General features: G+C 46.6%; 23 protein-coding genes and 1 other RNA gene. 6 read left to right on the top strand and 18 right to left on the bottom strand.

What is annotated here, in order from left to right; translation table 11 throughout:
* Positions 1-14: 14 nt before the first annotated feature.
* The 3 genes from ruvC to ruvB are packed head-to-tail and all read left to right on the top strand — an operon-like array spanning position 15 to position 2,229.
* Positions 15-533, top strand: coding sequence for a crossover junction endodeoxyribonuclease RuvC (ruvC, locus tag ICN47_RS04080; RefSeq protein ID WP_216218600.1), 519 nt, complete (start codon positions 15-17; stop codon positions 531-533).
* 29 nt (positions 534-562) lie between these two features.
* Positions 563-1,144, top strand: a complete 582-nt coding sequence (gene ruvA / locus ICN47_RS04075; protein WP_216218599.1) for a Holliday junction branch migration protein RuvA — start codon at positions 563-565, stop codon at positions 1,142-1,144.
* A 17-nt stretch (positions 1,145-1,161) separates the two neighbouring features.
* Complete coding sequence (gene ruvB, locus ICN47_RS04070; RefSeq protein WP_216218598.1) at positions 1,162-2,229, top strand: Holliday junction branch migration DNA helicase RuvB; 1,068 nt, start codon at positions 1,162-1,164, stop codon at positions 2,227-2,229.
* A gap of 11 nt (positions 2,230-2,240) precedes the next feature.
* On the opposite strand, the gene tyrS is transcribed toward ruvB, so the two are convergent.
* Positions 2,241-3,473, bottom strand: a complete 1,233-nt coding sequence (tyrS, locus tag ICN47_RS04065) for a tyrosine--tRNA ligase (protein ID WP_216218597.1) — start codon at positions 3,471-3,473, stop codon at positions 2,241-2,243.
* 86 nt (positions 3,474-3,559) lie between these two features.
* Here tyrS and ICN47_RS04060 point away from each other — a divergent pair, with 86 nt between their 5' ends.
* Positions 3,560-4,690 (top strand): anhydro-N-acetylmuramic acid kinase, encoded by a 1,131-nt coding sequence (locus ICN47_RS04060; protein ID WP_216218596.1) that lies wholly within the window; start codon positions 3,560-3,562, stop codon positions 4,688-4,690.
* 19 nt (positions 4,691-4,709) lie between these two features.
* Here ICN47_RS04060 and erpA read toward each other — a convergent pair whose 3' ends face one another.
* From erpA to rplM, 4 genes are all read right to left on the bottom strand, one after another.
* Positions 4,710-5,084 carry an iron-sulfur cluster insertion protein ErpA gene (erpA, locus tag ICN47_RS04055; RefSeq protein WP_068319574.1) on the bottom strand — a complete coding sequence of 125 codons (375 nt, stop codon included), beginning with the start codon at positions 5,082-5,084 and terminating at the stop codon, positions 4,710-4,712.
* Positions 5,085-5,164: 80 nt separating this feature from the next.
* Positions 5,165-6,223, bottom strand: a complete 1,059-nt coding sequence (gene argC, locus ICN47_RS04050; protein ID WP_216218595.1) for an N-acetyl-gamma-glutamyl-phosphate reductase — start codon at positions 6,221-6,223, stop codon at positions 5,165-5,167.
* A 120-nt stretch (positions 6,224-6,343) separates the two neighbouring features.
* A complete protein-coding gene (gene rpsI, locus ICN47_RS04045) occupies positions 6,344-6,745 on the bottom strand; it encodes a 30S ribosomal protein S9 (RefSeq protein ID WP_072582726.1) in 402 nt (133 codons plus the stop codon).
* Between the two features lie 9 nt (positions 6,746-6,754).
* On the bottom strand, positions 6,755-7,183 hold the full coding sequence (gene rplM / locus ICN47_RS04040; protein WP_011903721.1) for a 50S ribosomal protein L13: 429 nt from the start codon (positions 7,181-7,183) through the stop codon (positions 6,755-6,757).
* Positions 7,184-7,592: 409 nt separating this feature from the next.
* Here rplM and ICN47_RS04035 point away from each other — a divergent pair, with 409 nt between their 5' ends.
* Positions 7,593-8,015: an OsmC family protein gene (locus ICN47_RS04035; RefSeq protein WP_216218594.1), complete on the top strand. Its 423-nt coding sequence runs from the start codon at positions 7,593-7,595 to the stop codon at positions 8,013-8,015.
* Here ICN47_RS04035 and rnpB read toward each other — a convergent pair.
* The 13 genes from rnpB to ICN47_RS03970 form a co-directional block, all read right to left on the bottom strand.
* An RNA gene (rnpB, locus tag ICN47_RS04030) (RNase P RNA component class A) lies at positions 8,016-8,322 on the bottom strand.
* 49 nt (positions 8,323-8,371) lie between these two features.
* Positions 8,372-9,430, bottom strand: coding sequence for a dihydroorotase (gene pyrC, locus ICN47_RS04025; protein WP_216218593.1), 1,059 nt, complete (start codon positions 9,428-9,430; stop codon positions 8,372-8,374).
* A gap of 1 nt (position 9,431) precedes the next feature.
* Positions 9,432-10,766, bottom strand: coding sequence for a glycerate kinase (locus ICN47_RS04020; protein WP_216218592.1), 1,335 nt, complete (start codon positions 10,764-10,766; stop codon positions 9,432-9,434).
* A 9-nt stretch (positions 10,767-10,775) separates the two neighbouring features.
* Positions 10,776-12,599, bottom strand: a complete 1,824-nt coding sequence (locus ICN47_RS04015; RefSeq protein WP_216218591.1) for an ABC transporter ATP-binding protein/permease — start codon at positions 12,597-12,599, stop codon at positions 10,776-10,778.
* A 37-nt stretch (positions 12,600-12,636) separates the two neighbouring features.
* Complete coding sequence (nudB, locus tag ICN47_RS04010; RefSeq protein WP_216218590.1) at positions 12,637-13,080, bottom strand: dihydroneopterin triphosphate diphosphatase; 444 nt, start codon at positions 13,078-13,080, stop codon at positions 12,637-12,639.
* 22 nt (positions 13,081-13,102) lie between these two features.
* On the bottom strand, positions 13,103-14,902 hold the full coding sequence (gene aspS / locus ICN47_RS04005) for an aspartate--tRNA ligase (protein ID WP_216218588.1): 1,800 nt from the start codon (positions 14,900-14,902) through the stop codon (positions 13,103-13,105).
* A gap of 15 nt (positions 14,903-14,917) precedes the next feature.
* Positions 14,918-15,571 carry a DUF502 domain-containing protein gene (locus ICN47_RS04000; RefSeq protein WP_216218587.1) on the bottom strand — a complete coding sequence of 218 codons (654 nt, stop codon included), beginning with the start codon at positions 15,569-15,571 and terminating at the stop codon, positions 14,918-14,920.
* 40 nt (positions 15,572-15,611) lie between these two features.
* Entirely contained in the window at positions 15,612-17,201 is a 1,590-nt protein-coding gene (ubiB, locus tag ICN47_RS03995; RefSeq protein ID WP_370626250.1) for a ubiquinone biosynthesis regulatory protein kinase UbiB, read from the bottom strand.
* Positions 17,202-17,204: 3 nt separating this feature from the next.
* Positions 17,205-17,825, bottom strand: coding sequence for an SCP2 domain-containing protein (locus tag ICN47_RS03990; protein ID WP_216218586.1), 621 nt, complete (start codon positions 17,823-17,825; stop codon positions 17,205-17,207).
* A gap of 53 nt (positions 17,826-17,878) precedes the next feature.
* A complete protein-coding gene (locus ICN47_RS03985) occupies positions 17,879-18,796 on the bottom strand; it encodes a Tim44 domain-containing protein (protein WP_216218584.1) in 918 nt (305 codons plus the stop codon).
* 67 nt (positions 18,797-18,863) lie between these two features.
* Positions 18,864-19,607 (bottom strand): bifunctional demethylmenaquinone methyltransferase/2-methoxy-6-polyprenyl-1,4-benzoquinol methylase UbiE, encoded by a 744-nt coding sequence (gene ubiE / locus ICN47_RS03980; RefSeq protein WP_216218583.1) that lies wholly within the window; start codon positions 19,605-19,607, stop codon positions 18,864-18,866.
* Positions 19,607-20,005, bottom strand: coding sequence for a gamma-butyrobetaine hydroxylase-like domain-containing protein (locus ICN47_RS03975; protein WP_216218582.1), 399 nt, complete (start codon positions 20,003-20,005; stop codon positions 19,607-19,609). The genes ubiE and ICN47_RS03975 overlap by 1 nt, the downstream gene beginning before the upstream one ends.
* Positions 20,006-23,845: an FAD/FMN-binding oxidoreductase gene (locus ICN47_RS03970; protein ID WP_216218580.1), complete on the bottom strand. Its 3,840-nt coding sequence runs from the start codon at positions 23,843-23,845 to the stop codon at positions 20,006-20,008.
* Between the two features lie 134 nt (positions 23,846-23,979).
* Between ICN47_RS03970 and ilvA the strand changes: the two genes are divergently transcribed.
* A complete protein-coding gene (gene ilvA / locus ICN47_RS03965; RefSeq protein WP_216218579.1) occupies positions 23,980-25,500 on the top strand; it encodes a threonine ammonia-lyase, biosynthetic in 1,521 nt (506 codons plus the stop codon).
* The last annotated feature ends 10 nt before the right edge of the window (positions 25,501-25,510 follow it).

The following is a 25,510-nucleotide window of genomic DNA, read 5'->3' as shown; positions in this document are numbered from 1 at the left end:
AAAACTCAGTAAACATGCGCTGGATAGGAATTGATCCTGGTTTACGTACCACTGGCTTTGGCATCATCGATGTAGATGGCCAGAAACTGACCTACGTAGCCTCAGGAACGATTGAAAGTGGCGATCCTGCCCAAGGTCTGCCAGTGCGTCTTGGTGCTCTCTATGCCGGCGTTAAAGAAGTGCTAGAAACCTATCACCCAGAAGCTGCTGCTATTGAAGAAGTTTTCCTCAATGTGAATCCTCGCTCTACCCTCATGCTGGGTCAGGCGCGTGGTGCGGTGATTGCCGCACTGGTTTCTGAAAAACTCTCTGTCGCTGAATACAGCGCCCTCAGAGTCAAGCAATCAATTGTAGGCACTGGTCGCGCTGCCAAACCCCAAGTGCAAGAAATGGTGAAGCGTCTACTCAGGCTTACGCGTGCCCCTGGAACCGATGCCTCTGATGCCTTAGGCGTTGCTATCTGCGCAGCGCATCATGCTCAAATACCAAAAGCAATTACCGCGGCCTTAGCCCCCAAGAAACGCGGCAAGTAAAAATACACATCACAGGTTAAGATCTCTACATGATTGGTCGCATACAAGGTACTCTCGTCTCCGTTCATCCACCACGACTCTTGGTGGATTGCCAAGGCGTTGGCTATGAAATCGACGTACCGATGAGCACCCTCTATCAATTACCAGAGGTGAATCAAAAAATTACTTTGCTAACCCACTTTCAGGTTCGTGAAGATGCGCAGCAACTGTTTGGTTTTGCCACTGAAACTGAGCGGGAAGCTTTTAGAGCGCTCATTAAAATTAGCGGTGTTGGATCACGTACTGCCCTAGCCGTTCTCTCCGGTATGAGTGTCAATGAATTGGCTCAAGCCATTGCCTTACAAGAAGCTGGTCGCTTGACTCAGGTTCCCGGTATTGGCAAAAAGACTGCTGAACGTCTTTGCCTAGAACTCAAAGGCAAGCTAGCGCCAGACCTGGGCATCAGTAGCGGCAAACCACAGACAGTTGAAGCTAGCAGCGAAGTGCTGCAGGCCTTATTAGCTTTGGGTTATTCCGAAAAAGAAGCCCTGCTTGCTCTCAAACAGATACCTGCAGACAGCACAGTGTCTGATGGCATTCGCATGGGCTTGAAGTATCTATCTAAGGCTTAAAGCACTAAACTTGCAACATGGCAATTCATACAGACGACCTTAGCGCTATCCCTGAAGATTTACCGCAGGAGGATGATCGCATCGTTAGCGGCTCCGCAGGTAATGCAGAGGCTGTATTTGAACGCGCATTACGCCCAAAACAATTAGATGAGTACGTTGGTCAAACCAAAGCGCGCGCTCAATTAGAAATTTTTATCACCGCCACCAGAGCCCGCCAAGAAGCTTTAGATCACGTCCTACTCTTCGGCCCTCCAGGTCTTGGTAAAACTACTCTTGCCCACATCATTGCCAGAGAGCTTGGCGTTAACTTGCGTCAAACCAGTGGCCCCGTTTTAGATAGACCTGGTGATCTGGCTGCCTTACTGACAAATCTTGAAACCAATGATGTGCTTTTCATTGATGAGATTCATCGCCTCTCTCCAGTTGTTGAAGAAATTCTCTACCCCGCACTAGAGGATTACAGCTTAGACATCATGATTGGCGAAGGGCCTGCAGCCCGTAGCGTCAAGATAGACCTCAAGCCTTTTACACTGATTGGCGCCACTACCCGTGCCGGCATGCTGACTAATCCTCTGCGCGATCGCTTTGGGATTGTTGCCAGACTGGAGTTCTATACCACTGAAGAGCTCACTAAAATTATTGAGCGCTCGGCTAAGTTACTCAAAGCAGATATTGATCCAGAAGGTTCGGTAGAGATTGCTAAGCGTGCACGCGGCACTCCTCGTATTGCCAACCGCTTGTTACGCCGAGTGCGCGATTATGCCGAAGTAAAAGGTACCGGCACCATCACCAAGGCGATGGCAGATGCTGCATTGAAGATGCTTGATGTCGACCCGAGCGGCTTTGATATTATGGATAGAAAACTTTTAGAAGCAATCTTGCACAAGTTTGATGGTGGCCCCGTGGGCATTGATAACTTAGCCGCTGCGATTGGCGAGGAACGCGACACTATTGAAGATGTCTTAGAGCCTTATCTGATTCAGCAGGGATATCTACAAAGAACCTCACGTGGTCGAGTAGCAACACGTCAGGCTTATGAACACTTTGGCTTAACGCCACCTAGCAACAACACTCACTTAGATTAGTAATAGAGCGCTTAGCTCAGCGTCACTTTCGCAAACTTGCGTTTACCTACCTGCACAACATAGGTCCCCACTTCAATCTTTACCTGTTTATCAGATACCGTTGCGCCATCTATCTTCACGCCGTTTTGCTCAATATTGCGCATTGCCTCAGATGTAGATGGTGCTAATCCTGCAGCCTTGAGCAAGCTGGCGATTCCCATAGGAGCCCCAGAAAGACTTACCTCTGGAATCTCATCCGGCACACCGCCTTTGGCGCGGTGATTAAAGTCCTCTAAGGCTTTTTCTGCCGCGGCTTGCGAGTGGAAACGCGCAACAATTTCTTGCGCGAGCAGCACTTTGCAATCCTTTGGATTGCGGCCGGCAGCCACTTCTTGTTTCATCAAATCAATTTCAGCCATCGGACGGAATGAAAGTAATGTGAAATAGTCCCACATCAAATCATCTGAGATGCTCAAAAGCTTACCAAACATTTCACCAGCAGGCTCGCTGATACCAATGTAATTGCCTTTGGATTTACTCATCTTCTCAACGCCATCTAAACCAACCAATAAAGGCATGGTCAAAATACATTGAGGCTCTTGGCCGTACTCGCGTTGAAGCTCGCGACCAACTAAGAGATTAAATTTTTGATCTGTTCCACCAAGCTCTAAATCACTCTTGAGTGCCACAGAGTCATAGCCCTGCATCAGTGGATACAAGAACTCATGAATAGAGATCGGTACACCACTGCGGTAGCGCTTAGTAAAGTCATCACGCTCTAGCATTCGTGCAACCGTATGTTTGGCTGCCAACTGAATCATGCCGCGTGCACCTAATGGATCGCACCACTCACTGTTGTAACGAACTTCAGTTTTAGAAGGATCAAGCACCATGCTTGCCTGGCGATAGTAGGTTTCGGCATTGACCGCAATTTCTTCAGCAGTCAAAGGTGGGCGTGTTGCATTCCGACCAGAGGGATCACCGATCATGCTGGTGAAATCACCAATCAAGAAAATCACCGTATGTCCCAAATCTTGCAACTGGCGTAATTTGTTCAAAACAACGGTATGACCCAAATGAATATCTGGCGCAGTAGGGTCTAAACCCAACTTAATCCGCAAAGGTGTCTTGGTAGCCTGGCTACGCGCAAGCTTCTGAACCCAATCAGCCTCAACTAATAGTTCGTCGCAGCCACGTTTAGTCACTTCGAGTGCTGCGAACACTTCAGGGGTCAATGGGTATTTTTGTTCTGGTTTAGCCGTCATGCTGATTCGGATGCTGATACAGTTATTTAGTATTTAAATTGCTAAAGCATAATTGTCGCATTCCTGAGAGCAAAACCCAGAACCGCATGAGCAAACCCCACTCCCTCTACATTGGCCTAATGTCTGGCACCAGCTTAGACGGGATAGATGCCGTTCTAGCCAAGATAGGCCCAAATGGCGAGGCAAGCGCGCAAATGGCCGTCAGCACTCCATTCTCCCCAGGACTCCTTCAGGCCCTAGTGGAACTCCAAAGCCCGGGACCAAACGAATTACATCGGGAAAAACAAGCTGCTAATGCCTTGGCCTTGGCCTATGCCGAAGCCGTAAAGCAGCTATTGAATCAAGCGAAATTAAAGCCGGCAGATATTAGCGCGATTGGCGCCCATGGTCAGACTATTCGCCATCAACCAGACCTTGGGGAAAATTTAGCCTATACCCATCAAACATTAAATGCCGCCTTGTTGGCGGAAGAAACTGGGATTGATGTCGTAGCAGATTTTAGAAGTCGTGATGTAGCCGCAGGCGGTCATGGTGCTCCATTGGTGCCCGCGTTTCATGCGCAGCAATTTGCATCCACAAACAATGTTGCAATTGTGAATATTGGTGGCATTGCTAATCTTACCCTCTTGCCAAAAGATGGCTCTGTGACAGGCTTTGATTGTGGCCCCGGAAATATGCTGATGGATGCTTGGATTTTTGAGCAGCAAGGAAATCGATTTGATAAAGACGGTAGCTGGGCCTCAGAAGGTAGAGTCAATGATGGGCTTCTCAAAAAGTTACTCAATGATCCATTCTTTATTCAGCCTCCACCAAAAAGCACAGGTCGCGACGACTTTCACCTGAACTGGCTCGATGAAAAATTAGGTAACGAAAATTATTTAGCAGAAGATGTGCAAGCTACCTTACTGCATTTAACTACGCATACCATCTTAGAAGCATTGGCACGTCATGCCCCGCAAACCCAGAAGCTGATTGTCTGTGGAGGTGGCGCTAAAAATACTGCCTTGATGAATTTACTCAAAACTAAAGCGGGTGATTTCTTTAAAGAAGCATTAGAAATTACAACGAGTGATACTGCAGGCATTGATCCACAACTCGTTGAAGGTCTTGCTTTTGCATGGCTTGCTTGGGCCCACAAAGAAAAACGGCCAGCAAATTTGCCAGCCGTTACGGGAGCGAAGGGTCCTAGAATTCTAGGCGCTTGTTATCCCGCTTAATACGATGCTTAGTTTTACTTTAAGCAGAGAAAGAAGATCCGCAGCCACAAGTAGTTTGTGCATTTGGATTCTTAATCACAAACTGTGATCCGTTGATATCTTCTTTGTAGTCAATCTCAGCGCCAACTAAATATTGGAAGCTCATTGAATCTACTAAAAGCGTAACGCCATTCTTTTCAAACAAAGTGTCGTCTTCATTTACAGCATCATCGAAAGTGAAGCCGTACTGAAAACCAGAGCATCCACCACCTTGAACGAATACGCGCAGCTTTAACTCTGGATTGCCTTCCTCAGCAATCAAGTCAGCCACTTTGGCAGCAGCGCTATCCGTGAACACCAATGGGGTTGGTGGCTCAGCTAAATCTTGTGCAGGTTGCGTAGCTAATTCGGTCATGATTTACTCCTAATTCAAAAGGCAATGAATCATTTTAGGCTTTTAATGTCCCGCGTGCTGAAGGGTCATTACTTGCCCAATTATGGGGATACCGCAATCTGGGTGAGGCCTGTTGTCTCAGGGAAGCCAAACATCAGATTCATACACTGAACGCCCTGACCTGAAGCCCCCTTCACCAAATTGTCTTCAACCACCAAAATAACTAAAGTATCACCACCACCTGGGCGATGGATCGCCATCCGAATGCCATTGCTACCACGGACAGAACGGGTCTCAGGATGGCTGCCAGCAGGCATAACATCCACGAAGGGCTCACCTTTATAGAAATCCTCATAAAGCTTTTGGTAATCAAGCTCTTTACCAGCATCAGTCAAACGCACATACAGGGTCGAATGAATCCCCCTGATCATTGGCGTGAGATGCGGCACAAATGTCAAACCAATCTGGTCATGACCAGCAATGGCTTTTAAGCCTTGGACGATTTCTGGAAGATGGCGATGGCCTTTGACTCCATAAGCTTTGAAGTTATCGCTTGCCTCTGACAACAAAGTGCCGATTTCTGCTTTGCGTCCAGCACCAGAAGTGCCAGACTTAGAGTCAGAAATAATGTGATTGCCATCAATCAACTGTTTACCGCCAGTCGACTTTGGCGAAAGCAATGGAGCCAAGCCAAGCTGCACTGAAGTTGGATAGCAGCCAGCCAATCCCACCACGCGCGCTTTTTTAATTGCTTCACGATTGATCTCTGCCAAACCATAAACTGCTTCAGCCAAAATATCGGGGCAGGTATGCTCCATACCGTACCACTTAGCAAATTCTTTAGTGTCTTTGAGACGGAAATCTGCAGCGAGATCCAAAATTTTGACATTGTTCGCAAGTAATTCTTTTGCTTGCGCCATGGCGACACCATGCGGCGTTGCAAAGAACACTACATCACACTGATTTAGGTTAGATTCATCCGGTGTCGTGAATTTCAAATCAACACGGCCACGCAAAGATGGGAACATCTCAGCTACCGGCATGCCAGCTTCTGTCCGAGAAGTAATGGCAACAATTTGTACCTCAGGATGCTGCGCTAATAAACGCAACAATTCCACTCCGGTATAACCAGTACCGCCAACGATGCCAACCTTAATCATGTGATTCTCCAAATTACTGACCATGAGAAGTTTTCTTTCAAACTTCTGAATACCTCAATTGTAGAAACAAAAAGGGCCGCTTGCGCGACCCTTTCGATAAAACTGAAGCGACTGAAAGAATTAGCGCTTGCTGAACTGCTTACGACGACGCGCGCCGTGCAGACCAACCTTCTTACGCTCAACTTCACGAGCATCGCGAGTAACCAAACCTGCTTTAGACAGGGCTGGCTTCAATGCGTTGTCGTAGTCGATCAATGCACGTGTAACGCCATGACGAACTGCACCAGCTTGGCCAGTTTCACCGCCACCAGAAACGTTTACTTTGATATCAAAGGTCGTTAAGTGGGCTGTGAGAGCCAAAGGCTGACGAGCGATCATGCGTGATGTTTCACGAGCAAAATAAGCATCGATAGGCTTACCGTTAACGATAATTTCGCCTTTGCCAGATTTAATGAATACACGCGCCACAGAACTCTTGCGACGACCGGTACCGTAATTCCAATTTCCGTAATTAATAGCCATTTGGTTTCCTTAAATCTCTAACGCTTTTGGCTGTTGAGCCGCATGCGGATGATTGGCGTCGCCGTAGACTTTTAATTTCTTGATCATGGCATAGCCTAGTGGGCCTTTTGGCAACATACCCTTCACAGCCTTCTCCAAAGCACGGCCTGGGAAACGGTCTTGCATCTTGTCGAAGTTAGTCGAGCTAATACCACCTGGGTATCCGCTGTGACGGTAATAAATTTTGTTCAAGCCTTTTGTGCCTGTAACACGCAGCTTAGAAGAGTTGATGACAACAATGAAGTCGCCGGTATCAACGTGTGGGGTGTATTCAGGCTTGTGCTTGCCGCGTAGACGGAGTGCCACTTCACTGGCGACACGACCGAGGACTTTGTCCGTAGCGTCAATCACGAACCATTCATGCACTACCTCATGGGATTTTGCAGAAAAAGTTTTCATGATTTCTCAAATTGTTATAGTCAAAAAAATTACTTCAACAAAACTACGTCCACCTTGGCCCTGCTTATGTTTGCAAGCTCGCAGATTCTGCAATTTCACTGGTAAAACAATTACCGCTGACTGGTTCGGTAATTCAGTAAAGCCTTGAATTGTAACCTAAAAAAAACCCAGGAACGAGTCCTGGGTTGGAATCCACCTATGTTTGGGTGGAGGAGACACTGGGAGGTAAGTCGCAGTCTTGTATAAGACTGACTACCAATATGGTTATTCTACACAAAAAACTTGGTGCGGTGCAAGAATCTTGACCAAAATCAAGACTTTTATGTTGCTGTGCAACAACTTTTGCATCAGCGAAGTATCTAAACTATTGATATCATTGATTAATTTTTAAAATGTAGGAATTACTAATATGGAATGTCGAGTAACTTGGTTGGGTAATGGCGGAATGGCTTTTTCAGCTGAAACTGGAAGTGGACATACCGTCAAAATGGATGGACCACCTGACGCAGGTGGTCAAAATAGCGCCCCAAGGCCCATGGAGCTGATTCTGGCTGGAACCGGCGGCTGCTCGGCCTTTGATGTGGTTTTAATCCTACAGCGTGCCAAACAGGCGGTTAGCGCTTGTGATGTCAAGCTGGTTGCCGAAAGGGCTGAAGTTGAGCCCAAGGTATTTACCAAGATCAATTTGCATTTCACGGTAACGGGCAAAGACCTCGAGCGCTCCAAAGTTGAGCGGGCTGTAAAGCTTTCCCATGAAAAATACTGCTCAGCAACCACCATGCTGGCAAAGACGGCGGAAATTACCTACAGCATCGATATCGTTTCAGAATAAGTGCAGAGTCAATCGATAAGCCGGATTCTGTCGCCTAGATTTGCATCTAGGGGCAATCATTCCTCTAGGCCGGCAGTTACCTGACGGCTCAAGCTCCCTACCCGCAGACTCAGCGGGACGCCTCATCGCCTGCTTACTTGGGATTGCTCCGGGTGGAGGTTACCGCGTTTCACCGTAACTAAATACGCTCGTCTCTGTGGCCCTATTCCTCACGTCGCCGTGGATGGCCGTTAGCCATCACCCTTCCCTATGGAGTCCGGACTTTCCTCCCCCTCAATAAAGAGGCGGCGATTGCCCAATTGACTCTGCGCCTGCAGTCTAACGCAGTCGGAGAAATTTAGCGAAAGATTGTGTAATTAAACGAGGGACCAAGCAATGGTTTCGCCAGCACGCAGCGGAACAATAGTGGCATCACCCAATGGCAATTCAGCAGGAATATTTTGAGCTTGCTTTACTAAAGTAATTTTTTGGCTATTGCGCGGCAAGGAATAAAAATCTGGCCCAAAGAAACTCGCAAACCCTTCCAGCTGATCTAACTTGCCAACACTTTCAAATGCTTCAGCATATAAACCTAAAGCATTGAAAGCACTATAGCAACCTGCACATCCACAGGCAGCTTCTTTAGCACCCTTCGCGTGTGGGGCGCTATCGGTTCCCAAAAAGAAACGGGGATTACCACTCGTCGCGGCATCTAATAAAGCTACTCGATGCTCTTCACGCTTAAGCACTGGTAAACAATAATTGTGTGGACGAATTCCACCAGCAAATATCGCATTGCGATTCATCAACAAATGTTGTGGAGTAATAGTTGCTGCAATGGTATTTTTCCCACCGGTCGCGGCATCACGCACATAGTGCGCTGCTTGTTTGGTAGTGATGTGCTCAAACACAATCTTGAGATCTGGAAACGTTTTGCGTAAAGGATCTAGCACCGTGTCGATAAAGACGGCTTCACGATCGAAGATATCAATGTCAGAACTCGTGACTTCACCATGAACCAAGAGTGGCATGCCTACAGCTTGCATCGCCTCTAATGCCGCATGACAATGCTTCAAATCGCTTACGCCAGCATCACTATTTGTTGTTGCGCCTGCAGGGTATAACTTAAACGCTGCAATACCTGCAGCCTTAGCCTTACGCACTTCCTCTGCAGAAGTATTGTCGGTGAGATATAAAGTCATCAACGGCGTAAAACTAGTGACTCCCAATAGATTGAGGTTTGTTTGAATACGCGCTTGATAAGCCTGAGCCAAATCTACAGTGGTGACTGGTGGCTTGAGGTTCGGCATGATGATGGCACGCGCAAATTGTCTTGCGGTGTCTGCTAACACATCTTTCATGACCTCGCCATCACGAATGTGTAAGTGCCAATCGTCTGGCTGAGTCAGTTGAATTTGTGTAGGGCTATTAGACATATTATTTATTGAGCAAGATGATGCGGAAATCATTCACATTCGTAAGTGTAGGGCCAGTTTCCACTAAAGCGCCTAATTCTGCAAAGAAGCCAAAGCAGTCATGCGCCTTTAAGAAGGGCTCTGGTGAAATGCCTTTAGCCTGACTAGCTTTACGAGTATCCCCCGTGAACCAAGCCCCGGCATTCTTCTGGCTACCGTCAATACCATCGGTATCAGCTGCTAAGCCAGCAATAGTAGGTAGGTCTTGGGTAGCAGCAAATAGAGAAAGCAAATATTCACTACAGCGACCACCTCGCCCTTTGAAACCCACCGGAATGGTGACTGTGCACTCACCACCGGAGATTAAGGCTAAAGGTTTCTCTGTTTTGTCTTTGGTCAAATGCTCATGAACAAGCTTCGCTTGGCTAATACCAACTTCTTGCGCCTCGCCAGTAATCGTGTCGCCCAAAATGATTGGCTCATAACCTTGAGTTCGAACATAGTCTGCTGCAGCTTCTAAACTTTTATAGGAAGTGGCAATTACGTGATTAGTTACTTGTGCATTCAGCAAGTCTGCATCTTTAAGAGTCTCTGGCTTTTCTCCTGCAACCCCTTGTTGTAAATGATTCAGAACTGAAGCCGGAATAAGATCCTTACCGAGGCCATATTTTTGCAAAATATCGAAGGCATCTTGATATGTGGAGTAATCAGCTGCAAAGGGACCGCTAGCAATATCTGCAGGCTGGTCACCAGTGACATCCGAAATCAATAGCGCTTCAACACGCGCACCCTGAGCAGTAGCAACCCTTGCTAAGTTACCCCCCAAAATGGCAGATAAATGTTTGCGTACAACATTCATTTCTTCGATCGGCGCACCACTGCGTAACAGGGCCTCGGTCGTCATGCGCATGTCGTCGATGCTGATGCCCTCTTGCGGCAAGGTCAGTAGACTAGAGCCCCCTCCAGAAACGAGAGCAATCAATACATCGCCTACATTTAAGGCTTTAGTTAAAGCCAATATAGCCTTTGCGCCATCCATTCCCGCTTGATCAGGCACTGGATGACCTGCCTCAACAATACGAATAGAAGTAGTTGGAGAGCCATGTCCGTAGCGTGTTAGCACGACGCCCTCAAGTTCAACTGTAGGCCAATGGGTTTTTGCGTAAGCCTCTAAAGCGCTTGCCATAGAAGCGCTTGCTTTACCTGCCCCAACTACTAAGCATTTGCCTTTGGGCTCTTGTCCAGCAGGAAATATTTTTGCTAAATACTGCGGAACAATGACTTGGGGGTCAGCGACAGCTACCGCTGCAGCAAAGGCATTCTTAAGAATATCTTCTGTAGATAAGGACATTGTCATTTAATTATTCTAATCAAGCGCTGCACGCTCTTGCATTTGCCACATCTCTGCATATCTACCATTTGCCGCCAGCAGTTCTACATGGGTTCCGCGCTCGACAATTTGCCCATGCTCCATCACCAAGATTTGATCGGCATGAATAATGGTTGATAAACGATGAGCAATGATCAAGGTAGTTCGGTTTTTAGCTAAGCTGAGCAACTCATCCTGAAAGGCGCGCTCAGTTTTGGAATCTAAGGCGGAAGTCGCCTCATCAAAAATGAGCATGGCTGGTTTTTTAAGCAAAGTTCTTGCAATTGCCACTCGCTGTTTCTCGCCGCCGGATAGCTTTAAGCCCCTTTCGCCCACCTGAGTGTCATATCCATCCGGTAGGCGTTTGATAAAGCCATCAATTTGAGCGGCCCGGGCAGCCTCGTGCACTTCTTCGATGGATGCTGATGGATTACCGTAGGCAATGTTGTAGCCAATCGTGTCATTAAATAAAACTGTGTCCTGAGGAACGATACCAATGGCCTTGCGTAAGCTTGCCTGAGTAACATCCTCAATATTCTGGCCATCAATTAAGACTTTTCCAGTCTGCACATCGTAAAAACGGAACAACAATCTAGCGAGAGTACTTTTGCCTGCGCCGCTTTGCCCAACTACGGCAGTGATCGTACCGGCAGGGATATTAAAACTCACATCGCGCAAAATCTCTCGCTTACTCTCGTAATGAAAAGACACGTGCTCAAATCGCACATCGGGGCCAAGCTCACGATTATGGATTTGCAATATCTTTGCATCTAGTGAATCAGCAATATCTTTCTCAGTATTGAGTAAAGAAAACATCCGATCCATATCCGTTAGGGATTGTTTAATTTCTCGATAGATAACGCCAAGGAAATTGAGCGGAATATAGAGCTGAATCATCAAGGTATTCACCAGAACCAAATCACCCAATGTCATGCTGCCATTAACTACTCCAACAGTAGATCGCCACAGAATCAACATCAAGCCGGTAGCAATAATGATTTGCTGGCCTAGGTTAAGGATGGCCAAAGTCTTTTGCGACTTAACAGCCGCAGCTTGATAACGTAAAAGGTTCTCGTCATAGCGGCTAGCTTCAAAAGCCTCATTACCGAAATACTTCACCGTCTCAAAATTCAATAATGAATCGATTGCTTTTTGATTGGCCTTGGAATCCATATCATTCATGGTGCGGCGGTAATGGGTACGCCATTCAGTCACCACAATCGTAAAGCCAATGTAAATCACTAGAGCAGCTAGAGTAATAGCTGCAAACCAAATGTCATAGGAGTAGGCAAAATATCCCAGCACTAAACAGAACTCAATGAGTGTTGGCAGAATGCTATATAGAGAATACGAAATCAGTGATTGAATACCACGAGTGCCACGTTCAATATCGCGACTCACGCCACCAGTTTGACGCGCCAAATGAAAGCTCAACGCTAATGAATGTAAGTGCTCAAAAACTTGTAAGGCCACTTTTCGAACCGCGTTCTGCGTTACCTTTGCAAATAAGGCTTCGCGCAATTCCGTAAACAGAGATGCAGAAATTCGCAGTAAGCCATAGGCCAGAATGATCCCCAAAGGAACTACTAGAAGGACTTGGGGTGAGCTTGCATTGACATCCAAAGAGTTGATTAACTCTTTCATCACAATTGGAATGCCTAAGTTGGCAACTTTTGCGGCTATTAAACAGCTCAGCGCAATGATGACTCGAAAGCGATACTCTAAAAGATAGGGTAAGAGATCGCGAATGACGCGCCAATCACCTCGTCCTGGTGTTTTTGAATCTGCACTACTGTGATGGCGTCCCGATGAATGTCTCATCGCCCTATCTTATTCCTTATTCTTTATTTCTGATGCTTCACTGGGCAGAAAACAATTTAAGAATCGCCTCGCCATTGCTTCGCGAAAAACATTTTTTTGCAGCCGCTTCAAAGGGCAGCCATTCATAGGCAACATGCTCTCTGGGGGCTAGACGAACAGAAGTATCGTCAGGCACTTCTAGAGCAAACCAGTGCTCCGTATTTTTAGTCACGCCGGGCGCATAACGAAAGCGCCACTCGGGATAGATTTCATACTCAATGTGATGATGCAGATTTCTTAATGCACCAGGTGGTAAATGCTCGACTGCAATACCCGTTTCTTCAAAAGCTTCTCGGGCAGCAGCTAAAGCAAGATCTTCATCAGGGGCATCTAAGCTACCAGTTACCGACTGCCAGAAACCAGAGCGATCTGCGCGCTCTATTAATAAAACATCCCTATTCGATTTGTAGATAACTACGAGAACCGAGATAGGGATTTTCAAGACGTGTACTACTTAACTTGTATTACGCAGCTGGTGTAGCTTGGCGTAAGCGGATATGCAATTCCCGCAACTGACGCTCATCTACTGGGCTAGGAGCCTGAGTCAATAAGCATTGGGCACGTTGGGTTTTAGGGAAAGCAATCACATCACGAATCGATTCAGCACCAGTCATCATGGTCACAATACGATCTAGACCAAATGCGATACCACCATGCGGAGGCGCGCCGTATTGAAGGGCATCTAACAAGAAGCCAAACTTCGCTTGAGCCTCTTCAGCACCAATCTTCAGCGCACGGAATACCTGACTCTGCACAGCTTCTTGGTGAATACGCACAGAACCGCCACCAATTTCGCTACCGTTCAATACCATGTCATATGCCTTAGCCAAGCACTTACCTGGATCAGTCTCCAGATACTTCATATGCTCATCTTTAGGACTAGTGAATGGATGGTGACAAGCAACCCAACGTGCTTCACCTTCGTCATAGTCAAACATTGGGAAATCAACAACCCACAATGGCTTCCAGCCTTCAGTAAAGAGACCATGCGCTTTACCCCAAGCGGAATGACCAATGCGTAAGCGTAAATTACCGATTGCATCATTCACTACTTTTTCTTTATCAGCACCGAAGAAAATAATATCGCCATCTTTAGCGCCAGTGCGCTTCAAGATGCCTTCGATTGCCGCATCATGCAAATTCTTCACGATAGGAGATTGCAATCCGTTGCGACCTTCAGCAACCGAATTCACCTTAATCCATGCCAAACCTTTGGCGCCATAAATACTGACAAACTGCGTGTAGTCATCGATTTCACTACGGCTAATTTCAGCACCGCCAGGAACACATAAACCAACCACACGGCCACCCACCTGATTAGCAGCACCAGAGAAGACCTTGAAATCGACGTCTTTCATCAAATCCGTTAATTCAGTGAACTCAAAGTTCACGCGCAAGTCCGGCTTGTCAGATCCAAAGCGTGCCATACCTTCTGAATAAGGCATCGTTGGGAATTGATTTGGCAACTCGACATTCATGGTCTTATTGAAAATATGACGAATCATGTTTTCAAAGAGTTCGCGAATTTCTATTTCACTTAAGAAGGCAGTTTCACAGTCGATCTGAGTAAATTCAGGCTGACGATCAGCGCGTAAATCTTCGTCACGGAAACATTTAGTAATTTGGTAGTAGCGATCAAAACCTGCAACCATCAACAATTGCTTAAAGAGTTGTGGCGATTGTGGCAATGCAAAGAATTGACCATCATGAACACGAGATGGAACCAAATAGTCACGAGCACCTTCGGGTGTGCTCTTGGTCAACATTGGCGTTTCAATATCAATAAAGCCAGCATCATCTAGATAACGACGGCACTCCATGGCTACGTTGTAACGCAAACGCAAATTCTTTTGCATCTGCGGACGACGCAAATCCAATACACGATGCGTTAAACGCGTTGTCTCAGATAAATTCTCATCATCCAATTGGAATGGAGGCGTAATCGAGGCATTCAGGATAACTAAACCATGGCAAAGAACTTCAACCTTACCGCTAACCAAATCCGTATTCTCCGTGCCGGCAGGACGTGCCCGCACTAAGCCTTTAATCTGAATACAAAACTCATTACGAACCTGCTCAGCCAGCGCGAACATCTCAGGACGATCTGGGTCGCAAACTACTTGTACAAAACCTTCGCGATCACGCAAGTCAATAAAGATGACGCCTCCGTGGTCACGGCGACGATTCACCCATCCAGAGAGAGTGACTTCTTGACCAATTAAAGAATCAGTTACCTGACCGCAGGTATGACTTCGCATCGACATAATATTTCCTATAAATCAAAAATGTTTGGTTGACCCAATAGCTGTCAATCCACTTGAACTATTTGGTGGCACAGATCCCATTGAAACAATATGTTTCAAAGCCTCTTCCACACTCATCTCTAGTTCAATGGTTTGTGCGCGAGGCACGATCATAAAAAAACCAGAGGTTGGATTTGGGGTTGTTGGTAAAAATACGTTAACGTAATCTTCACCCAACTTCGCAGTAACTTCTTTTGCAGGAACACCGGTTTGAAAGGCGATTGCCCATGAATCTGCATGCGGATAACGAATTAGCAAGGCCTTACTAAAAGCCTGACCACTACCCGAAAATAATGTGGATGACACTTGTTGGACGCTGGAATAAATCGAGCGCACAATTGGAATGCGGTTAACAAATCTATCCCATATTTTTAGCCACCATTGACCAGCAAAACTAATTGCTAAAAATCCAGTCAATATGATGATGGCAATGACGATCAATACTCCAACAGCGGGGAGATCGCGGAAATGCTGCATATCCAAAGCGGCATCATGCGGAAGAACCACAATGATCGCGTGCATTACCGACCCAAAAACACCGTCGAGCAAACCCAGGCCCCACGAAATCACCCAAATGGTGATCGCTAATGGTGCCCAAACCAGGATGCCTGCAATAAAGTATTTTTTCATGTTCTGCCTAACCCGCTATTTTAGCGGGTTAGGGACCACCTTAGTGAACACCAAGGGTAATGATCAAAATTCCCGCCAAAAACCCGCCAGCAAAGAGTAATGTGCCCACTAATAGGCGGTGAGTGCGCCTTTCTTCTAGCAAAAGTGCCTTTAAAACCTCTAATTCGCCAGTTTCGACCTTTTTTTGCTGCAGTCCGGCCTGGGCCAAGCTATCAGCAAGCAAACGGGGCAAAGTAGGCAGGATTTTGGCCCACATGGGCGCTTCGGCCTTCAAGCCATCGATCAAACCACGCCAGCCAAGCTGTTTATCAACCCATTTTTCCAAAATAGGTTTAGCCGTCTTCCACAGATCCAAATCGGGATCCAGCTGGCGAGCCAAGCCTTCCACGTTCAATAAGGTTTTTTGCAATAAGGTGAGCTGAGGCTGAATTTCCACCTTAAAACGACGCGATGTTTGGAATAGGCGCATCAAAACAATACCTAAAGAAATCTCTTTTAGGGGTCGATCAAAGTACGGTTCACATACAGAACGAACCGCGCCTTCTAATTCTTCTACCCGAGTTTCGGCTGGAACCCAACCTGACTCAATATGTAACTCAGCCACCCGACGGTAATCGCGATTAAAGAAAGCTAAGAAATTAAGTGCTAGATAATTTTTATCAGACTCACTAAGTGCGCCAACAATTCCAAAATCCAAAGAAATAAAACGGCCAAAAGTTTCCGGCTCTAAGCTAATCATGATGTTGCCTGGATGCATATCGGCATGGAAGAATCCATACTCAAATACCTGAGTAAAAAATATCTCTACTCCATCCGCTGCTAATTTTTTAAAATCTACTCCAGCAGCTTGTAACTCAGCAGTGCGTCCAATAGAAATGCCATACATTCTTTCCATGACGATGACATTGGTATGACAGAGATCCCAATACATTTCTGGGATCATTAACTTCTGTGAATCTACAAAATAGCGACGCAATTGACTTGCATTCGCAGCCTCGCGCATGAGATCTAACTCATCATGCAAATACGTATCAAACTCCGCAACGTTCTCGCGAGGTTTGAGACGACGTCCATCTTCAGAACTCTTGTCAATAATTTTTGCTAGGTCATACATCAAGGCAAGATCGCCGTCGATCACCGGCAAAATACCAGGGCGCAATACCTTGATAGCCACTGCCTGCCCAGCCCACTCAGGATGTTTATCTGTAGCCCGTAAAACCCCAAAATGAACCTGTGCAACAGATGCACTGGCTATTGGAGTGGCATCAAAACTAATAAAGACTTCTTCGATAGACTGCCCTAGCGCCTCTTCAATCAAACGGCGAGACTCTTCATTGGAGAATGGCGGTACTTGATCTTGTAACTTCGCCAACTCATTTGCAATATCTTCGGGCAATAAGTCACGACGTGTAGAGAGCACTTGACCAAATTTAACGAAGATGGGGCCAAGCGCTTCAAGCGTGAGACGAATGCGCTCACCTCTAGGGAGATGCTTACCAGGAGAAACCCAGCACAAAATACTTAATAAGCTGCGGCGTAATCCAGGCTTTAATAGATCACGCAAAAGAGGCAATAAGCCGAAGCGCCAAGCAGTAAAAAAGATGTAGCAAAGACGAGCTATTCGACGCACGATTTATTTAGCCTTTTGCTCTAAAAATTGAATTCGTTTTTCCATTCGATCTACAGAATCCCGCAAATCATTTAATTCCGCTTTGCGAATCTTAAAATCCCGTTGATTTAACAACACTTTTTTTTCTTCGCTAACGTACTCCACTACATTGTCCAGTAAATCACTTGCAGCAGCGCGAGTGGCAGAAACAAATTTCTTGCCTTGCTTCACTGCGAAGTGCGCAGGGACATCGCCAAACAACTTTGCAAGATCTTCCTCGTACTCCCAGCGGACTTGGCCGGCGAGACGTCCAATGAGTTGCGCTAAGTCTGCATCACCCGTAATCTTGACTGCCTTAAAGGCCTGCTCACGCAAACTGCCGGAGCTACCCGCTAAATCGCTTAAGGCCTTAGCGGAGACCTCCAAAGTAAGGGAAGGAGTTTCGGCTGCTTTGAAAACAGTCAGCAGTCCACCAGCCCCAATCTCGCAACATAAGTCACCGAATGGGAGCTTTAATAAGATTGACTTGCCTGCGTGCTTTGATAACTCACCCGTTGCCCAAGGCTCAGTACTCAGAACATGGTTAATCGCCCGGCATATAGCGCCAGCAGCAATCGTATGGGTAGAAGAAAAAGGTGTGCTCATGAGTGTAAAAAACCCGCACTAGTGCGGGTTTTCCAATGGAAACTGGCTCAAGCTTAAACCAACTGAGAGATACCTGCCAGTACCCAGCCGCCAGGGCCTTCTACTGGCTTGCTGAGATTCCAGATTTCAGAGAAGTTGCTAGCAGGTGCCCCTAACTGCTCACGAATCATCCCAGTGAACTGAACGCTACAGAAATAGTGCGCATCACTCGTCTCAATTCCCAAGAGTTGCGCCTGAATACTGACCACCTCAGTTTGGTTTGCGCCATCCGTGCGACCGGCTAAATCCTGTTGAATAGTGGCAAACATTTCTGGGGTCGTAAATTCACGCAAAGCGGCAAGATCACCTAAATCCCAGGCTTTTTGCAAACCAACGAAGTATTGCTTCGCATTTTCCAAAAAGGTGTGCTCATCAAATCCAGGCGGAAGTGTGGATTGAAACTTTTCAGGTTCTGCACTCATACCACCGAATGCGCTAGCAGCAGGGTTAAAAGCAGGCTCCTGGCGCGGTTGCTCTTGCACATTGCGTTGCATGCCGGCACTAGGCACATTGCTGCTTTGACCCGCGCCTGACATTGCTGGAAGTAATCTTCTAATCACAAACATAATGGCAAAACCAGCCAACATCGCAATCAATAATCCAGTGATCAAAGATGAGGCTGCTTCACCCAAACCGAAATGGGAAAGCAAATAACCGATACCGAGTCCAGCAGCTAAGCCACCTAAGATTCCTCCCATGCCACCGAAACGGCTAGGCGTGGGAGCTTGTGGTGCAGCAGCAGGAGCAGGGGCAGTCGCTGGCGCAGCTTGTTGCGCTGGCTTTTGAATAGGTGCAGCTTGTCTCTGAATTGGTGCACTTGGCATACGCCCAATGCTTCTTCCTCCGCCTAAGCGAGCAGCATCAACCGTGCCCAGTGAGGCAACTATTAAGCTCACACTTAATATCACTGCTTTAAAAAAATGTTTATTCATTTTTATTTAACCCCTCAATAACTTCTCTGTATCTTTAGTTTTTAAAAGTTTAAAAACTAGACAACTATCAGTATTTAATACCAATGTGTAAGGCAACGATACCCCCAGTCATTCTATGGGTTTCTACTTCATCAAAACCAACCCCCAGCATGATTTCCTTCAAAGCCTCTGCATCGGGGTGCATCCGAATTGATTCCGCTAAATAACGGTAACTCTCTGAGTCTTGGGCAATTTTCTCACCCAACCATGGAAGCACCTTAAAGGAATAGGCATCATAGACGGGCTGTAAAAAAGCATCAGGCTTAGAAAATTCCAGCACGAGAACCCGACCTCCAGGCTTGATAACACGCAGCATCTCACCTAAAGCAACATCTTTATGAGTCATATTGCGCAGCCCAAAGGCTACCGTAACCACATCAAAATGATTCTGAGGAAAAGGAATCTTTTCGGCATCGAACTGAACGCAAGGTAAGGCCATGGCACGATCCAATAAACGATCTCGACCCACGCCCAACATAGAGGCGTTGATATCACTTAACCAAACCTGTGCATCCGCATTACTTCCAAAATGTGCCGCTTTAGCAAAAGCAGCGGCTAAGTCACCCGTACCACCAGCGATATCAAGCACTTTTTGACCAGGGCGTACCTGAGCACGAGCAATGGTCATTTTTTTCCAGAGACGATGTAAACCAAATGACATAAAGTCATTCATCACATCATATTTACTAGCAACAGAATGAAAGACTTCAGCAACCTTGCCAGCCTTTTCTGCCTCATCAACACTTTGATAACCGAAGTGGGTTTTACTCATTAATGACTTCCACAAGAATGGTCATGCGTATGACCTGCCTTAGTCATGGGGGCATCACGGTCCAGACCAGCCGCCTGTAATTTATCTAAATGCTCTTTCCATAACTGCTCTTGGTTGTCACATAAGTAGCGCAAAAAATCCCAAGAATACAAACCTGAGTCATGTCCATCTGAAAAACTAGGCTTGAGGGCATAGTGGCCGACAGGCTCTAGGCTAGCGATTAAGACTTCGCGCTTACCCGTCTGCAGCGTCTCCTGACCCGGTCCATGACCTTGCACCTCAGCAGAGGGTGAGAGCACTCGCAATAACTCAAATGGCAAACGAAAGGTGTTGCCGTCCTCGTATGCAAGCTCTAAAACTTTGGACTGCTGATGTACGACGACATTTTTTGGAATCATCTAAACCAGAACCCTTTCAATGCCACCCTGATTGGCTTTTTCCACATAGTCCTTCATCCAATTCTCACCCAGTATCTTTTGCGCCATTTCAACAACGATGTAATCCGCTGTTGTATCGCTATCAGCATCAAAACGAGTTAAGCCTTGTAAGCATGATGGGCAGCTCGTGAGGACTTTCACATCGCCCGTAAAGTTATCTTTACGTAAATCGGTGGCGGCTTTTTCCATCTCAATTTGTTTGCGGAAACGAACTTGAGTAGAAATGTCAGGGCGTGTAACTGCCAAGGTTCCTGACTCGCCGCAGCAGCGATCATTCTTTTTAATCGCCTTACCATCCGCCATCTCAATGAGTTCATTCACCGTCTTCATCGGATCTTGCAACTTCATTGGTGAATGACAAGGATCGTGATACATGTATTTCACACCACTGACTCCAGCAAGCTTTACGCCCTTCTCGAGTAAATATTCATGAATATCAATGATCCGACAGCCCGGGAAAATCTGTTCAAACTGATAGCCTGCCAATTGATCGTAACAAGTGCCGCATGACACCACGACGGTCTTAATGTCCAAATAGTTCAGGGTATTAGCAACACGATGGAATAGGACACGATTGTCCGTAATCATCTTTTCCGCTTTATCGAAATCCCCATTGCCACGTTGTGGATAGCCACAGCATAAATATCCTGGTGGCAAGACTGTTTGCACGCCTACGTTCCACAACATTGCCTGCGTCGCCAAGCCTACTTGCGAAAAGAGACGTTCAGATCCGCAACCTGGGAAATAGAAGACAGCTTCAGTATCGGCAGAGGTGGTTTTAGGATCACGAATAATCGGAACATAGTTCGCATCTTCAATATCCAACAACGCACGGGCAGTTTTCTTAGGCAAATTGCCAGGCATCTTCTTATTGACAAAGAAAATCACCTGCTCTTTAACGCTCGGCTTGCCAACTGTAGCCGGCGGGTGGGCAGTCTGCTGCTTAGCAAACTTACGCAACACATCATTACCTAAACGCTGCAACTTATAGCCCCAGCTAATCATGGTCTTGCGAGCCAGATGAATCGTTTCTGGGCTGGTAGCATTGAGGAAGAACATTGAAGCAGCAGTGCCAGGGTTGAAACGTTGTTGACCCATCTTGCGCAAGAGATTGCGCATATTCATGGTGACATCACCAAAATCAATATTCACTGGGCAAGGCGTTAGGCACTTATGACAAACCGTGCAATGCGCTGCGACATCATCAAACATTTCCCAATGGCGAATAGAAACGCCACGTCTAGTTTGCTCTTCGTATAAGAAGGCCTCTATCAATAATGAAGTAGCCAAAATTTTGTCGCGTGGGCTGTACAGCAAGTTAGCACGGGGTACATGTGTTGAGCAGACTGGCTTACATTTACCGCAACGCAAGCAATCTTTTACGCTATCAGCAATAGCACCGATATCGCTTTGTTGCATGATGATCGATTCATGCCCCATCAAACCGAAGCTAGGCGTATAGGCCATGCTCAAGTCGGCATGCGGCATAAGTTTGCCTTTATTGAAGCGGCCTTCTGGATCAACGCGGTTCTTATAAGCACGGAAATCTTTTAATTCATCTTCAGTGAGATATTCCAGCTTAGTAATACCAATGCCATGCTCACCAGAAATAACACCATCTAATGAGCGCGCAAGTTTCATGATGCGATCTACTGCATGATGTGCATCTTGCAACATTTCATAGTCATCAGAGTTGACCGGAATATTCGTATGGACGTTGCCGTCACCTGCATGCATGTGCAGGGCTACGAATACACGCTTGCGCAAAATCTTTTTATGAATGGCTTCGAGCTCATTGAGAATTGGCTCAAAGGCTAAACCGCCAAAGATAATCCGCAACTCTGCACGAATCTCTTCTTTCCATGAGGCGCGCAAACTATAGTTCTGCAGTTGCGGGAAATACGTATCCATCTGAGTAATCCACTCAGACCAGCGCGCCCGTACTGTCTCAATCAGTTCGACAGCTTGCTGAACTCGATCACCCAAAATTTCCGCGGTCGGAATCTCATAATCCTCATCACCCTTACCGAGCGGTAGCGGGCTCTTTTTCAAGAAGGACTCTAGACCATCTAGAACTTGTAATTTATTTTTGAGGGATAACTCAATATTGATGCGATCAATACCGTCGGTGTACTCGCCCATGCGTGGCAAAGGAATAACGACGTCTTCGTTGATCTTAAAAGCATTGGTGTGGCGAGCAATTGCGGCTGTACGGGCACGATCTAACCAAAATTTCTTACGAGCATCTGGACTAACTGCGACAAAGCCTTCGCCCACTCGCAAATTAGCCATGCGCACTACTTCACTAGTCGCAGCTGCTACAGCCTCTTCGTTATCACCAGCAATATCGCCAATTAACACCATTTTAGGCAGGCTATTGCGTTTGGACTTAGTTGAGTAACCTACCGCTCTTAAGTAGCGGTCATCTAAATGCTCCAAGCCAGCCAAAATAGGTCCACCCTGCTTGCTCAAGCCATCAAGATAAGCCTTGATTTCAACAATGCTCGGAATTGCTTCGCGCGCTTGACCAAAGAACTCTAAACAAACGGTGCGCATAAATTTAGGCATGCGATGCAATATCCAGGTTGCGCTTGTAATCAAGCCATCACAACCTTCTTTTTGCACACCAGGTAGGCCCGATAAAAACTTATCAGTTACATCCTTACCTAACCCTTCTTTACGAAAACGTTTGCCTTCTACTTCAAGTAATTCTGTTTTCAGAATACGTTCACCAGGCTCACTTAAACCATCAGACCAGGTTAACTGAAAGCGAACTTGGTCTACTTCATGAATTTTTCCCAAATTATGATCAAGGCGCACGACGTCTAACCAATTACCTTGCGGATCCACCATGCGCCAGCTAGCTAAGTTATCTAGAGCAGTGCCCCAAAGAACCGCTTTTTTACCACCGGCATTCATGGCGATATTGCCACCAATGCAACTCGCATCGGCAGAGGTAGGATCAACAGCAAACACAAGCCCAGCATGCTCTGCAGCATCTGCGACGCGACGTGTGACTACGCCTGCGCCCGTAAAAATAGTAGAGACTTCATGCTTAACGCCTGGCAAGCGAGTGCTCTTCACACCACCAATGTTTTCTAGCTTCTCGGTGTTGATTACTGCTGACAAGGCATAGAGCGGAATAGCGCCACCGGTATAACCAGTACCGCCTCCACGCGGAATAATCGTGAGTCCTAATTCAACACAAGCCTTTACTAAGCCCGGAATTTCAGATTCATAGTCTGGCTTTAAAACAACCAATGGAAACTCGACGCGCCAGTCGGTAGCATCAGTTACATGCGCAGCACGCGATACACCATCGAAACAAATATTGTCGGCAGCAGTATGACGTCCCAACTCTTTGCGAGCGCGCTTGCGAATCTGCTCCACTTCTTTAAAGCCATTCTCAAAATTTTCAATCGCGCGGTAAGCGGCGCTTAATAAAATGTCGACTTGTTCAGCAGATTCACCGCTATTGCGTTTTTTAACTTCACCCAAGCGATGCCAAAGCGCATCAATTAATTGCTTGCGGCGATTTGGGCTATCTAATAGGTCATCTTGCAAAAAGGGGTTGCGTTGAACGACCCAGATATCACCCAAGATTTCAAATAGCATGCGTGCAGAACGGCCGGTACGGCGAACGCCGCGCAGCTCGTTGAGAACACGCCATGACTCCTCGCCTAATAGGCGAATAACGATTTCCCGGTCCGAAAAGGAGGTGTAGTTGTAGGGAATTTCGCGCAAACGGGGCGAGCCCGCTTCAGCGTCCAACAACTGGTTCAAAGCCAATGGTGCATTCATAGCGACATATTTGATAAATAAGCATTTTAATAGAGCAAACCTGATAGTGGCAGGAATAAGGGAAAGATGTTGGCCAAAGTCATAAACCCTTGCAAATTTAAGGGCTTAGAGGCCATCCGTGGTACGCTCATTAGATGGCAACGAACTATTTAAAGAAAATTTTATCGGCTCGCGTCTATGACGTGGCCAGAGAAACCGAGCTCCAACTGGCCCCGGAACTCAGCAAGCGCTTAGGTAACCAGGTTTTGCTCAAAAGAGAAGATAACCAGCCGGTTTTCTCCTTCAAATTGCGTGGCGCCTACAACAAAATGGCCCATTTAAGCCCAGAAGCCCTTAAACGCGGGGTGATAGCGGCCTCTGCAGGAAACCATGCTCAAGGTGTCGCCCTATCTGCTGCGAAAATGAAGTGCAAAGCCGTCATCGTGATGCCGGTGACCACCCCCAGCCTCAAGATCGATGCCGTCAAGGCTCGCGGAGGCTCATGGGTAGAGGTCATTTTGCACGGAGAGTCCTATAGCGACGCCTTTCAATATTCAGAGCTTTTGGAGAAAAAACGGGGTTTGACCTTTGTTCACCCCTTTGATGATCCGGACGTCATTGCCGGACAAGGCACGATTGCCCAAGAAATTTTTCAGCAATACCAAGAACCCATTGATGCGGTATTCGTCGCTATTGGTGGTGGCGGATTAATTTCTGGAATTGGCGAGTACGTCAAAGCGGTTAGCCCTAAAACCAAAGTAATTGGTGTTCAAGCCTCTGACTCTGATGCCATGAATCGCTCATTGAAAGCAAACAAGCGCATTGAAATGAAAGATGTGGGTTTGTTCTCAGATGGCACTGCTGTGAAATTGGTTGGCAAAGAAACTTTCCGGATCTGTAAAAAAGTAGTTGATGAAATCATCACTGTCGATACCGATGAGATCTGTGCTGCTATTAGTGATGTCTTTACCGATACCCGTAGCATCCTTGAGCCTGCTGGAGCCTTAGCCATTGCGGGTATGAAGAAGTATGTTGAGAAAAAACGCATCAAGAAAAAGACTTTAGTTGCACTAGCTTGCGGCGCTAATATGAACTTTAGTCGTCTACGCTTTGTGGCTGAGCGCGCTGATGTAGGTGAGTTCCGTGAAGCCGTCTTTGCTGTAACCATTCCTGAAGAACGTGGTTCCTTTAAACGCTTCTGCGAATTACTTGGCAAGCGCAATGTCACTGAATTTAATTACCGCATTGGTGATCAAAGTGAAGCGCATATTTTTGTTGGCATCAGCACCCAAAAGGCTGGTGACAGCGAAGCCATTGCTAAACATTTCCGTAAAGCAAAATTTGCCACTATCGATTTGACCCATGATGAATTGGCTAAATCACACTTACGCCATATGGTTGGCGGCCATTCTGCACTTGCCAAAGATGAGTTGATCTATCGCTTTGAATTTCCTGAGCGCCCAGGCGCTTTAATGAAATTCTTAACCAGCATGGCGCCCAATTGGAATATCAGCCTCTTTCACTATCGCAACCATGGCGCAGACTATGGTCGCATCTTAGTCGGCATGCAGGTACCCAAAAATGAGCAGCAGAAATTTCAGAAATTTTTAGCGACTCTTGGTTACCCACATTGGGATGAAACCAATAATCCTGCTTACCGCTTATTCCTAAAATGAGATGCAATTC

This window comes from Polynucleobacter sp. AP-Latsch-80-C2 (assembly GCF_018882185.1).
In the GTDB taxonomy this organism is placed as follows: domain Bacteria; phylum Pseudomonadota; class Gammaproteobacteria; order Burkholderiales; family Burkholderiaceae; genus Polynucleobacter.
The sequence above is the reverse complement of the archived record's forward strand: the minus strand, read 5'-3'. Positions and strand labels throughout refer to the sequence as shown.